This window comes from Bacillus sp. 7884-1, assembly GCF_002272245.1.
Classification (GTDB): domain Bacteria; phylum Bacillota; class Bacilli; order Bacillales; family Cytobacillaceae; genus Neobacillus.
Map to the genome: position 1 here is coordinate 19191 of NZ_NPDD01000148.1, position 15822 is coordinate 35012.

15 protein-coding genes are annotated in these 15822 nt (G+C 40.7%); all 15 read right to left on the bottom strand.

The window, feature by feature from the left end:
- Nucleotides 1-31: 31 nt before the first annotated feature.
- The 15 genes from leuD to CHI06_RS29870 all read right to left on the bottom strand — a co-directional run bounded on the left by leuD (nucleotide 32) and on the right by CHI06_RS29870 (nucleotide 15627).
- Nucleotides 32-616, bottom strand: coding sequence for a 3-isopropylmalate dehydratase small subunit (leuD, locus tag CHI06_RS17605; protein WP_095249930.1), 585 nt, complete (start codon nucleotides 614-616; stop codon nucleotides 32-34).
- Nucleotides 617-2035, bottom strand: a complete 1419-nt coding sequence (gene leuC, locus CHI06_RS17610) for a 3-isopropylmalate dehydratase large subunit (protein ID WP_095249931.1) — start codon at nucleotides 2033-2035, stop codon at nucleotides 617-619.
- A 111-nt stretch (nucleotides 2036-2146) separates the two neighbouring features.
- Entirely contained in the window at nucleotides 2147-3253 is a 1107-nt protein-coding gene (leuB, locus tag CHI06_RS17615; RefSeq protein WP_095249932.1) for a 3-isopropylmalate dehydrogenase, read from the bottom strand.
- 49 nt (nucleotides 3254-3302) lie between these two features.
- Nucleotides 3303-4850: a 2-isopropylmalate synthase gene (locus tag CHI06_RS17620; protein ID WP_095249933.1), complete on the bottom strand. Its 1548-nt coding sequence runs from the start codon at nucleotides 4848-4850 to the stop codon at nucleotides 3303-3305.
- Nucleotides 4837-5868, bottom strand: coding sequence for a ketol-acid reductoisomerase (gene ilvC / locus CHI06_RS17625; RefSeq protein ID WP_095249934.1), 1032 nt, complete (start codon nucleotides 5866-5868; stop codon nucleotides 4837-4839). The genes CHI06_RS17620 and ilvC overlap by 14 nt, the downstream gene beginning before the upstream one ends.
- Nucleotides 5869-5891: 23 nt before the next feature.
- Nucleotides 5892-6413 (bottom strand): acetolactate synthase small subunit, encoded by a 522-nt coding sequence (ilvN, locus tag CHI06_RS17630; RefSeq protein WP_095249935.1) that lies wholly within the window; start codon nucleotides 6411-6413, stop codon nucleotides 5892-5894.
- Nucleotides 6410-8137, bottom strand: coding sequence for an acetolactate synthase large subunit (ilvB, locus tag CHI06_RS17635; protein WP_095249936.1), 1728 nt, complete (start codon nucleotides 8135-8137; stop codon nucleotides 6410-6412). The genes ilvN and ilvB overlap by 4 nt, the downstream gene beginning before the upstream one ends.
- Before the next feature lie 497 nt (nucleotides 8138-8634).
- Nucleotides 8635-10302, bottom strand: coding sequence for a dihydroxy-acid dehydratase (gene ilvD, locus CHI06_RS17640; RefSeq protein ID WP_095249937.1), 1668 nt, complete (start codon nucleotides 10300-10302; stop codon nucleotides 8635-8637).
- Nucleotides 10303-10313: 11 nt separating this feature from the next.
- On the bottom strand, nucleotides 10314-11222 hold the full coding sequence (gene ilvE / locus CHI06_RS17645; protein ID WP_095249938.1) for a branched-chain-amino-acid transaminase: 909 nt from the start codon (nucleotides 11220-11222) through the stop codon (nucleotides 10314-10316).
- Nucleotides 11223-11644: 422 nt separating this feature from the next.
- Nucleotides 11645-12379, bottom strand: a complete 735-nt coding sequence (locus CHI06_RS17650) for an exonuclease domain-containing protein (protein WP_095249939.1) — start codon at nucleotides 12377-12379, stop codon at nucleotides 11645-11647.
- The gene (locus CHI06_RS17655; protein ID WP_095249940.1) at nucleotides 12379-13347 is read right to left on the bottom strand and encodes a DUF294 nucleotidyltransferase-like domain-containing protein; all 969 of its coding nucleotides are present in this window, start codon (nucleotides 13345-13347) and stop codon (nucleotides 12379-12381) included. Before CHI06_RS17655 ends, CHI06_RS17650 begins: the two co-directional genes overlap by 1 nt.
- An 84-nt stretch (nucleotides 13348-13431) precedes the next feature.
- Nucleotides 13432-14712 (bottom strand): ammonium transporter, encoded by a 1281-nt coding sequence (locus tag CHI06_RS17660; protein WP_095249941.1) that lies wholly within the window; start codon nucleotides 14710-14712, stop codon nucleotides 13432-13434.
- A 143-nt stretch (nucleotides 14713-14855) separates the two neighbouring features.
- Nucleotides 14856-15191 carry a MerR family transcriptional regulator gene (locus CHI06_RS17665; RefSeq protein WP_095249942.1) on the bottom strand — a complete coding sequence of 112 codons (336 nt, stop codon included), beginning with the start codon at nucleotides 15189-15191 and terminating at the stop codon, nucleotides 14856-14858.
- 117 nt (nucleotides 15192-15308) lie between these two features.
- Nucleotides 15309-15476: a Fur-regulated basic protein FbpA gene (fbpA, locus tag CHI06_RS17670; protein ID WP_179292673.1), complete on the bottom strand. Its 168-nt coding sequence runs from the start codon at nucleotides 15474-15476 to the stop codon at nucleotides 15309-15311.
- Nucleotides 15477-15489: 13 nt separating this feature from the next.
- Nucleotides 15490-15627 (bottom strand): hypothetical protein, encoded by a 138-nt coding sequence (locus CHI06_RS29870; protein ID WP_179292674.1) that lies wholly within the window; start codon nucleotides 15625-15627, stop codon nucleotides 15490-15492.
- Between the last annotated feature and the right edge of the window lie 195 nt (nucleotides 15628-15822).

The window sequence follows — 15822 nt, forward strand, 5'->3', positions numbered from 1 at the left end:
AAATGAGCTTGGATGTCCAAGCTCATTTTTTCTATTTATGTTCAAACTCATACTGGGTAATTTTATCTTCATAGTTCAGCGTTACGCCAATTTCATCCCAGCCGTTAAGCAGCATTTCTTTAGGATATGGAGCAATATCAAAAGTAAACTCCAACCCTTGATTATCGGTAACCACTTGGTCTTCGAGATTCACAGTAAGTGTGTACTCCTCAGATTCAGCTTTCCGCATAATGCTTTGAACCTGTTCTTCACTAGCTTGAATCGTGAGGATACCATTTTTCACGCAGTTGTTTTTAAAAATATCTGCATAGCTTTGAGCAATAACCACTTTAAAGCCAAAGTCCTGTATCGCCCACGGTGCATGTTCACGAGAGGATCCACAGCCAAAGTTTTCGCCAGCTACCAAAATGGAGGCTCCTTGATATTTTGGATGGTTCATAGAAAAATCCTTACGTAGGTTACCTTCATCATCAAAGCGCCAGTGATAAAATAAGTATTGTCCAAAACCGCTTCGCTCAATCCTTTTTAGAAATTGCTTTGGAATAATCTGGTCTGTATCCACATTACTCCGGTTTAAAGGACAAACGACTCCTGTATGAATGCGTAGTGGTTCCATTTATAGTACCTCCTGAGCTGTAAACTTTCGGACATCGACGAAGTGACCTGTAACGGCAGCTGCAGCAGCCATTTCCGGGCTGACAAGGTGGGTACGTGATCCATTTCCTTGACGGCCTTCAAAATTACGGTTAGAAGTAGAGGCGCAGCGTCCACCTGGAGGAACAATGTCATCATTCATTGCCAGGCACATACTGCAGCCGGCTTCACGCCATTCAAAGCCTGCTTCTTTAAAAATTTGATCAATTCCTTCTTTTTCAGCAGCCAATTTTACACTAAAAGAGCCTGGAACTACAATGGCCTTCACTTTAGGATTAACCTTGTGCCCACGTACGACATCCGCTGCCTTACGTAAATCACTTAACCGTGAATTTGTGCAAGAACCGATAAAGACATGATCAATTTCAACACTTGAAATCAGTTGATCCGCTTCCAGACCCATATATTGAAGGGCGCGAGAAATTTCATCCTTTTTATTAGCTTTTTCTTCATTATCTGGATTTGGAACAGAGGCTGTAATTGGGATACACATACCTGGGTTTGTTCCCCATGTAACCTGAGGTTCAACTTCCGATGCCTCAATTTCAACCACAGCGTCATATTGTGCACCTTCATCAGAGGCGAGTGCCTGCCATTTTGCCACTGCTTCAAGAAAAGCTTCACCCTTAGGGACATGACGGCGTCCTTTTAAGTATTCAAAAGTTGTTTCATCTGGAGAAATCAAACCAGCTCGTGCACCAGCCTCAATGGACATATTACAAACCGTCATACGCTCTTCCATTGAAAGTGTGCGGATTGCTTCACCTGTATATTCCATCACATATCCGGTTCCAAATTGAACCCCAAACTTACCGATGATCGCTAAGATTAAATCCTTTGCAGTAACTCCTGTTCCAAGCTTTCCATTTACTTTCACATTCATTGTTTTTGGAGGGGCTTGCCATAGTGTTTGTGTGGCTAAGACATGTTCCACTTCACTTGTCCCAATTCCGAATGCTAAAGCACCAAATGCACCATGTGTAGAAGTATGGCTGTCACCACAGACGATTGTTTTTCCTGGCTGTGTTAGACCAAGTTCAGGACCGATTACATGTACAATCCCATTGTCGGGATGTTGACGATCAGAGAGTTCAACGCCAAACTCCTGACAATTTTCTTTTAATGTATCAATTTGTTTCTTAGAAATAGGATCTTTGATGACGTTTCGGTCACGAGTGGAAACATTGTGATCCATTGTTGCATAAGTAAGGTCTGGCCTGCGTACTTTTCGCCCGTTCATTCGTAATCCTTCGAATGCTTGAGGAGAGGTTACTTCATGAACTAAATGCAAATCGATATAAAGTAAATCAGGTTTTCCTGCTTCTTGATGTACAACATGCTGCTGCCAAACTTTTTGAATAATATTTTTTGGTTTTTGCATAGTTTCCTTCCTCACTTTTATAGATTTAGTAGAGAGGGAGAATCAGTCCCCAGATAAAAAAGATCCTTGATATACAGAAGCAGCTGGACCAATGAGCCCAGCTGCGACTAGTTATACGTAACAGCTCATGATACATTTTGATGCGTTTTGTGATTTAATAAAATCGACAATCAGACGAGTCATTTCAGCAGTGCCTACAAGTCTTCCTTCAGGAATTTGAAGGTCAGCGGTATGGAAGCCGCTATCTAATACAGACTGTACAGCTTCTTCAATTAACTTCGCCTCATCGTTTAGTTGGAAAGAGTAACGCAGCATTAATGCAGTGGATAGAATCATCGCTACTGGATTAGCAACACCTTTTCCAGCAATGTCAGGAGCTGAGCCGTGAACTGGTTCATAAAGTCCAACACCATCTTCACTCAAGCTTGCTGATGCAAGCATTCCTAGTGAACCTGTTAAGACGGAGGCTTCATCACTAAGAATGTCACCGAACATGTTCTCTGTTACAATGACATCGAACTGTGTAGGATTTGTAATCAATTTCATTGCAGCTGCATCCACCAATACATGTTCAACAGTCACATCTGGATACTGAGCTTTTTTCTCTTCTACAACTTCACGCCACATCTTACTGGATTCCAACACGTTCGCCTTATCAACGGATGTAAGGTGTCCGCGCCGTCCTTGGGCAGCCTGGAAAGCTTTGTCTACGATTCTTTCAATCTCCTTACGAGTATAAGCAAGGGTATCGACCACGGTTTGCCCGTTGTCACGGCGTTCGCTTGGAGTGCCAAAGTAAAGGCCGCCTGTTAATTCACGGACAATGAGCAAGTCGCTGCCTGCAACAATTTCTTCTTTTAAAGGAGAAGCATGAAGCAAATTTTTAAATCCTTTAATAGGTCTTAAATTTGCATATAAATCAAGGGCCTTCCGAATACCGAGTAATCCTCTTTCAGGGCGTAAATGGGAGGGGTTGTTATCCCATTTAGGGCCGCCAACCGCACCTAATAATACCGCATCTGCCTGTTTACAGGCGTCAACTGTTGTTTCCGGCAGCGGAGTGCCGTATAGGTCAATGGCTGCCCCTCCGATCTCATGGGTTTCGAAGTTAAAACTGTGGTTAAATTCTTCAGCAATAGCATTCAATACATCTTTTGCGGAATTAATAACCTCCTTGCCAATCCCATCACCAGGTAGTAATACAATACGTTTTTTCATTCGAAGCAACCTCCTCATCATTTTATAATTCGCCTTGCGAAAAAGCCTTTTATGCCTGAGCCGTTGCTGCTTGAACAACAGCTTTAGGAGTGAAAAACACTCGATTTACAGCATTCAAGAACGATTTAGCAGAAGCTTCTAATACGTCCTGAGCAGAACCGCGGCCACTTACCTGTACGCCGTCAACAGTCATTTTTACATGTACCTCAGCCAATGCGTCACGCCCTTGACCAACGGAGTTTAGTTTAAAATCAGTTAAATGAATTTCCTCTTTAATAAGAGCTTCCAATGTGTTCATTAGTGCCTCAACACTTCCTGAACCTGTACGAGCCGTTTCTACTCGAACACCTTCTGGCGTGTTAAGTGCAACAGTAGCAGTAGGAAGGTTGGCTGAACCATAATGTACTTGGAAAGCAACAAGTTCATATTTCTTCACATCAACAACGTCTGTTTGGATATCCGTTAGAATCGTAAATAAATCTTCATCAGTCACTTCTTTTTTACGGTCGGTGAGCGTTTTAAAAGCTGTAAATGCTTCAAGAAGTTTTTCAGCTGGTAACGTAAAGCCCATATTTTCAATTTTATCTTTAAAAGCATGTCGTCCAGAATGTTTACCAAGGACTAAATCATTCGATTGAATCCCAACCATTTCAGGAGTGATAATTTCATAGGTTAATGTATTTTTTAATACCCCATCCTGATGAATTCCAGACTCATGTGCAAAGGCATTTTTTCCAACGACTGCTTTATTTCCAGGAACCATCATCCCCGTAAAGCGGCTGACAAGGTCGCTGGTGCGTTTGATTTCTTTTAGAACTAGATTGGTTGTATAAGGGTATTTATCTTTTCTGATATTTAGGGCGACTGCGATTTCCTCAAGTGAGGCATTCCCCGCACGTTCACCAATTCCATTAATGGTTCCTTCCACCTGGGTAACACCGTTTTCGATTGCCGCAAGTGAATTGGCAACCGCCATACCTAAATCATCATGGCAGTGGCAGGATAACGCTGCTTTGTGGATATTTGGAACATTCTCACGAATATATCGGAACATATAACCATATTCAGCTGGAGTTGCATAACCTACAGTATCAGGTAGGTTGATGACTGTCGCTCCAGCGTCGATGACCTTTGTAATGATCTTGACAAGAAAATAAAGATCCGAACGAGAAGCATCTTCAGCAGACCATTCGATATGAGGGAATCTTTGTTTTGCATATGCCACCATATCAACAGAGGTTTGAATGACTTCCTCAGGTGTTTTGAACAATTTATATTTCATATGAATAGGGGAGGTAGCAAGGAAAACGTGCAACCTTGGTTCCGCTGCATCCTTTAATGCGTCCCACGCAATGTCAATATCCGATTTGGTTGCTCTTGCCAGGCCAGTAACGGAACTGTTTTTAATACTCCGGGCAATTGCTCTTACTGCCTCGAAATCCCCTTGGGAGGAAGCCGGGAAGCCGGCCTCCATAATATCCACACCAAATCTTTCTAGTTGTCTAGCAATTTCTAGTTTTTCGAGTTGGTTTAAATTCACACCAGGAGACTGTTCGCCATCGCGAAGTGTCGTATCAAAGATGTTAACGTGAACCATTTACCACCACTTCTTTCTTTTGGTTTACAGGTTTTTTAATAAATGGCATTAAGGCACGAAGCTCACGGCCTACTACTTCAATTGGATGGTTATTTTCAGAGCGGTTAATCGCGTTAAATTGAGGACGGTTTGCTTGGTTCTCCAAAATCCAGCCTTTCGCAAATGCACCTGTCTGAATATCCGTTAATACATCCTTCATGCGTGCTTTTGTTTCTGCGTTAACAACACGTGGTCCAGAAACGAAATCTCCCCATTGAGCCGTATCAGAGATAGAGTAACGCATGTTTTCTAATCCTCCTTCATATAGAAGGTCAACGATTAATTTTAATTCGTGTAAACATTCAAAGTAAGCAACTTCAGGCTGGTAACCAGCTTCTACAAGAGTTTCGAAACCAGCTTTGATTAGAGCAGTAGCACCGCCGCAAAGAACGGCCTGTTCTCCGAATAAATCTGTTTCTGTTTCTTCTTGGAAAGTAGTTTCTAGTACACCTGCACGAGCAGAACCGATTCCTTTAGCGTAAGCAAGTGCCAATTCACGCGCTTGGCCAGTGTAGTCTTGGTAAACAGCGTATAGTGCTGGAACACCTGCACCTTCTGTGTATGTGCGTCGAACTAAATGTCCTGGTCCTTTAGGAGCAACTAGGAATACGTCTACATCAGCAGGAGGAACGATTTGTGTAAAATGAACATTGAATCCATGTGCGAATACTAGTGAGTTACCAGCTTCAAGGTTTGGTTTAATGCTTTCTTCGTATACTTTAGGCTGCATTTCATCTGGAAGTAAAACCATTACAACATCAGCTTGAGCTGTTGCTTCTGCAACTGAAGTTACTTCAACACCGTCTTCAACTGCTTTATCCCAAGACTTTCCGCCTCTTAAACCAACAACAACGTCAAAACCGCTTTCCTTTAGGTTTAATGCGTGAGCATGACCTTGTGAGCCATATCCGATTACTGCGATTTTCTTTCCTTGTAGAACTGCCTCTTGAATATCTCCGTTATATAGTACCTTTGCCATTATTAATCATCCTTCCAAAATGTTTATTTTATTTGAGAGTAGGTAGTTAACTCGTTAACTTGTGGCTGATGTCCGCGTAAGAAGGCGGTCAATCCTGTTCTAGCAATCTCTTTAATTCCATATGGGCGAAGCAGGTCAATCAATGCATCAATCTTGTCTGGGCGCCCGGTAATCTGAATCGTTAAGCTATCTTTACTTACATCAATAACCAAGGCGCGGAATGGGTCAACAATCCCGTTAATTTCACTTCGAAGCTGTGAGCTGCCAGCTACTTTTATTAGAGCCAGTTCACGGGCTACAATTGCTTTATCTGTAATATCAGAAACCTTTAAAACATCAATCTGCTTGTTTAGTTGTTTGGTAACTTGTTCAAGGCGCTGCTCATCTTCGACTTCAACTACCAAGGTCATTTTTGAAATGCCTTCGGTTTCTGTTGGACCGACGGAAATACTTGAAATATTAAATTGCCGTCTTTGCAATAAACCAGTGACTCGATTTAAGACACCACTTCGGTCCTGAACAGTTAAAGATATTATCCGCTTCATGATGGTTTCACCCCAATCATTTCATGTATCCCTTTGCCAGGAGCAATCATCGGGAAGACTTTTTCCTGCTGCAGTACTCGGCAATCCATTAAAACAGGACCGTCATAAGCAAATACTTCAGGTAGCTTTGTGATCAATTCTTCTTGGCTTTCAATCTTTAATCCTCTGATATGATAGGCCTCAGCAAGCTTCACAAAATCTGGCTGCGTATTAAGGATAGATTCAGAAATCCGGTTGCCATGTAACAATTCCTGCCATTGTCGAACCATACCTAGGGCACCGTTATTGACAATGATAATTTTAACTGGAAGGTTCTGTTCATAGATTACGGATAACTCTTGTAAGGTCATCTGGAATCCAGCATCACCAACAATGGCTACTACTGTACTTCCTGGAGAAGCCATTTGTGCTCCAATTGCAGCAGGGAAGCCAAAGCCCATTGTTCCAAGTCCACCGGATGTAACCCAGCGATGTGGTTTTTCAAAATTGTAATACTGAGCGGCCCACATTTGGTGCTGGCCAACATCCGTCGTGACGATCGCCTCACCGTTAGTTACTTTATGAATGGCTTCAATCAGCCATTGAGGAGACATCCCGTTTGGATTGTGTTTATACCATAATGGGAATTCCTCTTTATACTTAGTAAGCGTTTCTAACCATCCTTCAGTATCGGGTGATTCTGCTGTCTGGTTCATTAATTCAACTAGAGCTTCCTTTGAATCAGAAACAATCGGAATATTTGTTGGAACGTTTTTACCAATTTCAGCAGGATCGATATCAATATGGGCAACCTTGGCATTTGGAGCGAAGTGCTTTAGATTTCCTGTAAGTCGATCATCAAAGCGGGCACCGATATTGATTAGTAAATCTGATTCGTATATTGCCATGTTTGCTGTGTATGTTCCATGCATACCGCCCATCCCGAGAGAAAGTGGATTGTTTGCTGGGAAAGTTCCAAGACCGAGAAGTGTATTTACAACTGGAATCTTGTGCTTTTCAGCAAAAGCGGTTAACTCTTTAGAAGCTTTACCATGAAGAATGCCAGCACCAGCAAGTAAAACGGGCTTCATAGACTTTGTAATCGCTTCTGCAAGTTTTTTAATTTGCAGTGGATTTGGCTTTGTTGTTGGTTGATAACCTGGAAGGTGAACTGTTACTTCTTCAGGTATCTCGGATAATTCTCCTGCAGAGATGTCCTTTGGAATATCAATTAAAACCGGACCAGGTCTGCCTGTTGAAGCAATATGAAAGGCTTCTTTTACAATTCTTGGCAAGTCAGAAATGTCTTGAACCTGATAATTATGTTTGGTGATAGGTGTTGTGATAGCCATTACGTCTGCTTCCTGAAATGCATCCGTTCCAATGACACCTCTTGCAACCTGACCAGTGAAAATCACTAGGGGTAAAGAATCCATCATCGCGTCTGTAATTCCCGTAACCAGGTTGGTTGCCCCAGGACCAGAAGTAGCGATTACAACCCCAGGTTTCCCAGTTATCCGTGCATAACCTTCAGCTGCATGAATGCTTCCTTGCTCGTGACGGAAGAGGACGTGTTTAATGCTTCCTCTTGCACGATAAATCGCATCATATATTGGCAGAACGGCACCACCCGGATACCCGAAAAGCGTTTCAACACCTTCATTAATTAATAAGTCAATGAGCAGGTCTGCACCCGTTTTCGGTGCCGTACTGGTTTGGACGTCCGGCTTTGCTTCTACTTTCACCTCGTAATCCCTCCTTATGGATGTTCAAATCTTTTAAAAAGTCATTCAATGACATTACCTAAATTGATATCTGGTTTAAATAGTAAAAGGCCATTTTCGCCTCCGAAATAAACTGCAGTTGAAAACAAAAGCAGAATATATCGGGGAGAAAAGGCCTTCCATTTCTCGGTACCACCCGGTTTTTACAGTATCCTCACGAATACTGCCTCATGAAGCAGCTAAATAAAATCATAACCGCTTCTTTTTGTAACAGGTGCCTAAGAGTACACCCGATTGAGCCTAATAAGTTAGGACTGTTCAGCTCAATACTCAGGGATGATGTCGGAATAAGGTGTATTACTGGGCTTCCAGCAACCCCAGCTCTCTGAAAATACATTTTCTTATTCCTTTATTCCCGTCATCGATTTTTTCTATAAACTTTTCAAATCTACTGAAATGTCTTTAACCTCGGCGATTAAAAGGGAGCCTAAACCCTGAGTAGGTTAAAGTGACAGTGACTATATCTTCATAACCCCGCCAGTGTTGGCGGATGTAACTAACTTTGCGTATTTGGCTAGGTAGCCAGTTTTGATTTTTGGCTCTGGCTTTTGCCATAGACGGCGTCTTTCTGCCAGTACCTCGTCATCAACGATTAATTCAATTGTTCTTTCCAGTAAATCAATGAGGATCTTGTCACCATTTTTAACGAGTGCGATAGGACCGCCTTCAGCAGCTTCTGGTGAAATATGCCCAATTGAGATTCCTCTGCTGGCACCTGAGAAACGACCGTCTGTAATGAGAGCAACTTCTTTATCTAATCCACGACCAGCAATAGCTGATGTCGGGGCTAGCATTTCTGGCATTCCTGGTCCGCCTTTTGGTCCTTCGTAACGAATGACAACAACGTGACCAGCCTTAACTAAGCCATTATTAATGTTTTCTTGAGCTTCCTCTTGGGACTCAAAAACAATTGCTTCACCAAGGAAGGTTTTAATGGAAGGATCCACAGCACCAACTTTGATAACCCCGCCATCTGGAGCAATGTTTCCATATAGGATGGATAGTCCACCAACAGGGCTATATGGATTATCTTTGGTCCGAATGACAGTTTCATTTGTTATTGTTGCTTCCTTCACATTTTCAGCAAGAGTCTTACCTGTAATACTTAAACAATTTTGATGCAGTGCACCTTCTACTTTACATAGCTCATTAAGGATTGCACTCACCCCGCCTGCGCAGTGTACATCATCCATAGAGTAATCGGATGCAGGCATAATTTTTGCTAAATATGGAACTCGTTCAGCAATTTTATTAATTTCTCGTAAATCATAGTCAATACCAGCCTCATGAGCGATGGCTAGGGTATGTAGAACGGTGTTCGTCGATCCCCCCATTGCCATATCTAAAGCGAATGCATTGTCAATTGCTTCTCTGGTAATGATATCTCGTGGTTTAACATCGTTTTTCACTAATTCAACTAAGTGTTTCGCTGCTTGTCGAATTAACTCGTGTCTTTCTTCAGAAGTAGCTACAATCGTTCCGTTACCCGGAACCGTCATCCCTAACACTTCCATCAAACAGTTCATCGAATTTGCAGTAAACATTCCAGAACAAGATCCGCAAGTAGGGCAAGCTGCAGTTTCGATATCAAGCAGCTCCTGCTGTGTCATTTTTCCACTATGGTATGCTCCTACTCCTTCAAATACAGAAGTGAGAGAAAGGTTTTTTCCGGTAGAAGAAACACCGGCTTCCATTGGACCACCTGAAACAAAAACAGAAGGGACGTTGGTTCTGACTGCTGCCATTAACATTCCTGGTGTGATTTTGTCGCAGTTCGGAATGTAAAATACACCATCGAACCAATGAGCATTAATTACTGTTTCTGCACTATCAGCGATAATTTCACGGCTGGGAAGGGAGTAACGCATCCCAACATGCCCCATTGCAATTCCGTCATCTACGCCAATTGTGTTAAATTCAAAAGGTATTCCGCCAGCTTCTCTTATCGCTTCTTTAACGATTTCACCGAAATGATTAAGGTGTTTGTGCCCAGGGATAATTTCAATAAATGAGTTACAGACACCGATAAACGGTTTTTCTAGGTCCTTCACTGTTACCCCAGTTGCGTATAATAGGCTGCGGTGGGGAGCACGATCAATCCCCTTTTTAATCATATCGCTTCGCATTGTTTTATCTCCTAACTGACAATAGCGTGGTTTGTAGATTCAGGATAACAAGCCACTCCGTCCGTTGTTACGATTTTTCTGAATTCTTCTAAAAGGTCGTTTGTAACAATTCCTGGTTTACCGCCATTAATTTCACGGCCATCAACATTAATAACAGCAATAACTTCTACAGCTGTTCCGGTTAAGAACACCTCATCCGCAACATAAACATCGTGACGAGTGAATGGAGATTCTCGAACCTCGTAACCCTTTGCTCTTGCCACATCAATGATTGCGTTTCGGGTAATTCCTTCTAACGCTCCTAAGTAAACAGGAGGGGTAAAGATTACACCATTTTTTACAATGAAGATATTGTCAGCAGAGCCTTCTGTTACATAACCTTGATCATTGAGCATTAAAGCTTCTTCTACACCAGCCTGATTGGCTTCTAATTTAACAAGAATATTATTTAAATAATTTAATGATTTAATTTGTGGACTTAGGACATCCGGACGATTTCTTCTGCTTGGCACAGAGGCAATTTTGATTCCTCGATCGTAATATTCTTGAGGAAACATTTTCAATTCCTCTGCGATAATAATAACGCTGGGCTTTGCGCAGGAGGAAGGGTCAAGGCCGAGATTTCCTTTACCTCGTGAAACTACAACACGAATATAGGCGCTGTCTAATTCATTTTTTCTGATTGTATCCACAATTAATTGTGTTATTTCTTCCTGTGTATAAGGAATTTTCAGCATAATGGATTGTGCTGATTCGAACAGTCTTTTTAGGTGGGCATCGAGTCTAAAGACGTTTCCGCTGTAAACACGAATGCCTTCAAATACTCCATCTCCATATAAAAACCCATGGTCAAAAACTGAAACTACAGCATCCTCTTTCTTGACGAATTTTTCGTCAAGGAATATCCATTGACTTCCCAACCTAACCACTCCTTTTAGTCATACAACGCTTTAGATAATTAAAATCGATTGTAAAATAATACCCATGCCTAATTTCCTGTTTAAAGGAATGACTGAAGGCAGTTTCATTAATTAGAATATTTAATTCAAATTATATTTTCAGTTATCTTACACCCAATCTAAATCTTGGTCAACATAAAAATCTGACAATTCAAATAAATCTAAAAAGTTGATAGCGTTTTCATTATTGTCAGATTAAGGTTGGTGAGAAATAAAAATAGTAAAAAAATATTTTTTGAGGGTAAAAAAGAAGAGTGAGAAGGAGTGATTTCATGCGAGGATTCTACTATTGTCAACTGAAAAAACAGCTTGGATTACTAAGCCGTTCTATTAAAAAAGGATGTACATTAGTTTTTCACTATACTTGTTTTGGCCTTTGCCTGCTATCTTAGTTTCGCAAGGTATTCGTATACTTCACGTAAGTTTTTATAACCCTTCATTTCAGCGAGCTCCAAATAATGCCCCCAAATATGTGCTGTCAGTTTGGCATCGCCAAGGGCATGGTGCCGGTTGGTTATTTCTATTCCACATTCCTTACACACAACTTCAAGAGGCAACGATTTTATACTAGGATTTGAAAGACGAAGTAAGAAGGAGGTGTCAATGATGCGGTGCTCAAATCTAGTTTTTAGTAAATCCCATGTCATTTTTTGCATAAAGGACTGTTCATGCTTCGAGTGGTGGGCTACAAGTGCATGATTTTGTACAAATCTGAAGAATTCCATTAACACTTCTGAAGCCAATGGTGCTGATTGTAAATCTTCATCCGTAATGTTGGTCAGGACGGAGATTTCATCTGAAAGACTATCTGGGGAATGAACTAGGGAATAAAAAGTTTCTGTTTCCTTGATTCGCTGCCCTGTCATCTTAATGGCGCCAATGGAGATGACTCTATCTCCCTTCTCCGGATAGAAACCAGTTGTTTCTAAATCAAACACCACAACCTTTAATTCGTGAAGAGGTGTGTCTAAGCAGTTACTGTCTTTCACTTCTTTTTGCAGCTGTCTAATAAAAGAGATATTTTGCATGTTAGCATGCCCTTGAACACCAGCATAAATGTTGGAACCAAGTCTTCCTGACATTTGTCTGAAAAAGTGGATCATATCATTCATTCCCATTAGGTATCCTCCTTATCTACTAAATTTCTTACATAACGATAAAGGGCAGCCCCATTTTTTAGTATTTCTTTTACTTCTTCCTTTTGCTTTTTGGAAAGGGAAGCCATAGACAGATAATGGCTATTTTCGTAATTGTCAGGTTTTGTTAGTGATAGACGAAAGTTTAGTAATTTTAAAAATTGTTGGTGATATAGTTCTCTTTTAATAGTAGGAAGTTCAACCTCAGGCAGCTTTTCAAGCCTTGAAAGAGTAGAGGTTTCGAAAATATTCCCTTTTATGGCCAAAAGACGTATCGCATTTACATATGGAAAAAGGGCTTTTTCCTTAATATTTAGCGATCCAGAATGTTGCCCGTGTGTTTCCACTAGGATTTGACCTAATATGCCAATTCCTTTTTTGAGGTGTAAGGTATTACTGAGTAATTTTTTTAAGAGGTTCTCTTTGTGGATAGTCTGATATACTTCTATTTTTAAGCTTTCTAGAAGGCTTGTGTCACCATAAAGCGATCGCCCATCAATGAAAATCAATAATTGACGAATCAATTCCCAGCTTGAGTCAAGCAGCCAATTGGCTAATTGCTGCCTCCATTCGGATACTGATTTACACCATAAAGGATTGCTGGCCATTACTCCGCCATCACAATAGACATAGCCGGCTAGCTGCAAGCCTTGTGAGATTTCTTTCCCTAATGCTAAAAAGTATTCATTTATTTCAGTGCCTTGCTGTTGATAAATAATGCCATGATCCTGATCGCTCCATACGGATTGCTCAAACCGTCCAGCACTACCCATCATAAAAAAGGTAAAAGGGCAGGGGGCAGGACCGTATCTTTCTGCCATCTGATTAATAGAAACTGTGATTACACGATGGATGATTTCATCATGTAACTGATTTAATTGAAAATGACTGCGAGAAACCCAAATAATCTGGTCATCACGGAATCTTCTAATCTCTAAGTAGCTGTTCATTCATTCAGTTCACCTCCAAATAAATAAAATTCCATCCCCTTGCTGCATGAAAGGGGATGGGGACTGACTATAGAACTAAGGCTATTAAGCGTTCAACTTTGGCTCTGAACTTATTACCGTTTTTTCTGCTTTTACCATTTCAGGGTAACCGTAGCTTCCATGCTCGCTCATGTCAAGACCAATAATTTCTTCTTCTTCTGTAACACGCAAGCCATTCATAACAGCTTTCATAATCGTTAACAGGATAAAGGAAACGATGAAAGCAAAAGCACCACTGCTTACAACACCTAATGCTTGAACTCCAAGCTGGTGTAATCCGCCTCCATAAAATAATCCAGGCTCTCCAACAGTTGCTAATTCTGGTGTGGCAAAGAATCCTGTTGATAATGTTCCCCAAATACCTGCTGTACCGTGAACAGAAAGGGCAGCGATTGGATCATCAATTCCTTTCCTTTCAAAGAATCGAATGCTATAAAATACAAGAAATCCTGAAATGAAACCGATTAGGACTGCAGCCCATGTATCAACAAAGGCACAAGAAGCTGTAATGGCTACTAATCCTGCTAAGGCACCATTTAACATCATTGGAACATCTGCTTTACCCATGACAATCCAAGAGATAATCATAGCTGCGATAACCCCGGCACCAGCCGCTAAGTTTGTATTAAGTGCTACGAATCCAAAGAATGCTCCATCAACAGAAACCGTACTGCCTGCATTAAATCCGAACCATCCCACCCATAAGATTAAAACACTAAGAGCAGTAAATACTTGGTTATGTCCTGCAAGATTGTTTGCTGAACCATCTTTATTGTATTTTCCAATACGTGGTTTTAGGATTAATGTAGCTGCGAATGCAGCCATTGCACCTGTTAAGTGAACAACCGTTGAGCCTGCGAAATCTTGTTTACCATGTTCTGCTAACCAGCCTCCGCCCCAAATCCAGTGGGCAATAGGAGGATAAACAATGACTGAAAATAGTACGGCAAACACGAGGTATGCTCCTAATTTAGCTCGTTCTGCAAAGCCTCCAAAAGCAATCGTTAATGAAATACCTGCAAAGGCTAATTGGAATAAAAAGAATACGGAACCTGAAAGTGCTAAGCCTTCGACGTCATATCCAGAGTAGAAGAAGTCCGAAAGTCCAATTAGTGGGTTTCCTTCTCCGAAGATTAAGCCATACCCTACTGCCCAAAATACGATTGAAGAGATACCAAAGGTAAGTATCGTTTTTCCTGCAATATGTCCGGCATTTTTCATTCGTGTTGATCCAGTCTCCAGCAGGATGAATCCTCCAATCATGAGAATAACAAGAACTGCTCCAACCATTACCCAAAGACTGTTCATTAAGAATATAGTTTCCATCATTTCTCCCCCTTTAAATTCATGTTAATTTTCTTAACATTCGATGTATTTGTATTTTTACATGGATTTGATGTGGATTCTACAATTGTGTGAGGTTTCCTAACATGGTTTTTGAAAGGAGAAGAAAAAATCCATCTTCTTTATTAAGAAGATGGACCTTTTCGTAAACCGAACTGAGCATTCAATTGTCCTTGGATCATTTTTCTTCTAACATCATTTTGATTTTGGGTTTTTTGAGCTCGGAGCATTTCTTTTCTAATTTCATGGGTTTGAACACCATCTTCGATTTTGTTAGCTATTTCCACTAACAACTCCACATCTGCAAAGGAATATTTCCGGCTTCCACCTGAGGATCTTTCAGGAAAAATTAATTTTCGTTCCTCATAATAGCGAATTTGCCTCTCAGAAAGACCTGTTAGGTCCCTGACAATTCCAATTGTTATAACTTTCTTGTCTTTATAGGAAGAATCATTTGCCATTTTTTATTTTCACCACGCTCTACTATGATTAGGTACAATATTTTATGTTAATTTTCCTTACATTGATTGGATTCTGATACAAGGCAGTATAGGTTAGTAGGTGATTTTTTTAAGTTATTAATTTTGCTCTTTGGAGGGAAATACCTTTTTGAAAATATTATCTAGTTCACTTAATGTGAGGGAGTTAAGTTCATGTTCAGAAGCATCATAAAGACCAGATTCAATTAATCTATTAATGTAGTATAGTTTAAGTGTTTCGACTCCTTTACGCAATTGATTAGACATTCCAATCAACTCCTCAATGATTTTGAAGTGCTCGTAACAGGTCATGACCTTTTGTACCAATCTTTTTCAGTAACTCTTCATAAAGCTCATCCCTTAACTTATCTAACTGAATAATTCTCTCTGCCAATTTAATTTCATTCGTCCGGTACATCCCAATCTCCCCTTATAAACTGTATTTAATGTAAAAGTTAACCAAATTATTAGATTTTGTCAGTGAATGTGTCAGAAACACTGACAAGAATTTTTCATTTGTTAACGGAAATCTAACAATATAAAAAGGCTGTGTTAAATTGGGCTGTTGATTTGTGCTCCACTAAGGAATGCTTCTTCGAATAATCACCGCAGG

Bases quoted from the DNA above. Each gene is read 5' to 3' on its own strand.
- CHI06_RS17620 (WP_095249933.1), bottom strand. From the start codon at position 4,850: ATGGTTCACGTTAACATCTTTGATACGACACTTCGCGATGGCGAACAG.
- ilvN (WP_095249935.1), bottom strand. From the start codon at position 6,413: ATGAAGCGGATAATATCTTTAACTGTTCAGGACCGAAGTGGTGTCTTA.
- leuD (WP_095249930.1), bottom strand. From the start codon at position 616: ATGGAACCACTACGCATTCATACAGGAGTCGTTTGTCCTTTAAACCGG.
- CHI06_RS17665 (WP_095249942.1), bottom strand. From the start codon at position 15,191: ATGGCAAATGATTCTTCCTATAAAGACAAGAAAGTTATAACAATTGGA.
- ilvC (WP_095249934.1), bottom strand. From the start codon at position 5,868: ATGGCAAAGGTACTATATAACGGAGATATTCAAGAGGCAGTTCTACAA.
- fbpA (WP_179292673.1), bottom strand. From the start codon at position 15,476: ATGTCTAATCAATTGCGTAAAGGAGTCGAAACACTTAAACTATACTAC.
- ilvD (WP_095249937.1), bottom strand. From the start codon at position 10,302: ATGCGAAGCGATATGATTAAAAAGGGGATTGATCGTGCTCCCCACCGC.
- CHI06_RS29870 (WP_179292674.1), bottom strand. From the start codon at position 15,627: ATGTACCGGACGAATGAAATTAAATTGGCAGAGAGAATTATTCAGTTA.
- leuB (WP_095249932.1), bottom strand. From the start codon at position 3,253: ATGAAAAAACGTATTGTATTACTACCTGGTGATGGGATTGGCAAGGAG.
- CHI06_RS17660 (WP_095249941.1), bottom strand. From the start codon at position 14,712: ATGGAAACTATATTCTTAATGAACAGTCTTTGGGTAATGGTTGGAGCA.
- leuC (WP_095249931.1), bottom strand. From the start codon at position 2,035: ATGCAAAAACCAAAAAATATTATTCAAAAAGTTTGGCAGCAGCATGTT.
- CHI06_RS17655 (WP_095249940.1), bottom strand. From the start codon at position 13,347: ATGAACAGCTACTTAGAGATTAGAAGATTCCGTGATGACCAGATTATT.
- CHI06_RS17650 (WP_095249939.1), bottom strand. From the start codon at position 12,379: ATGGGAATGAATGATATGATCCACTTTTTCAGACAAATGTCAGGAAGA.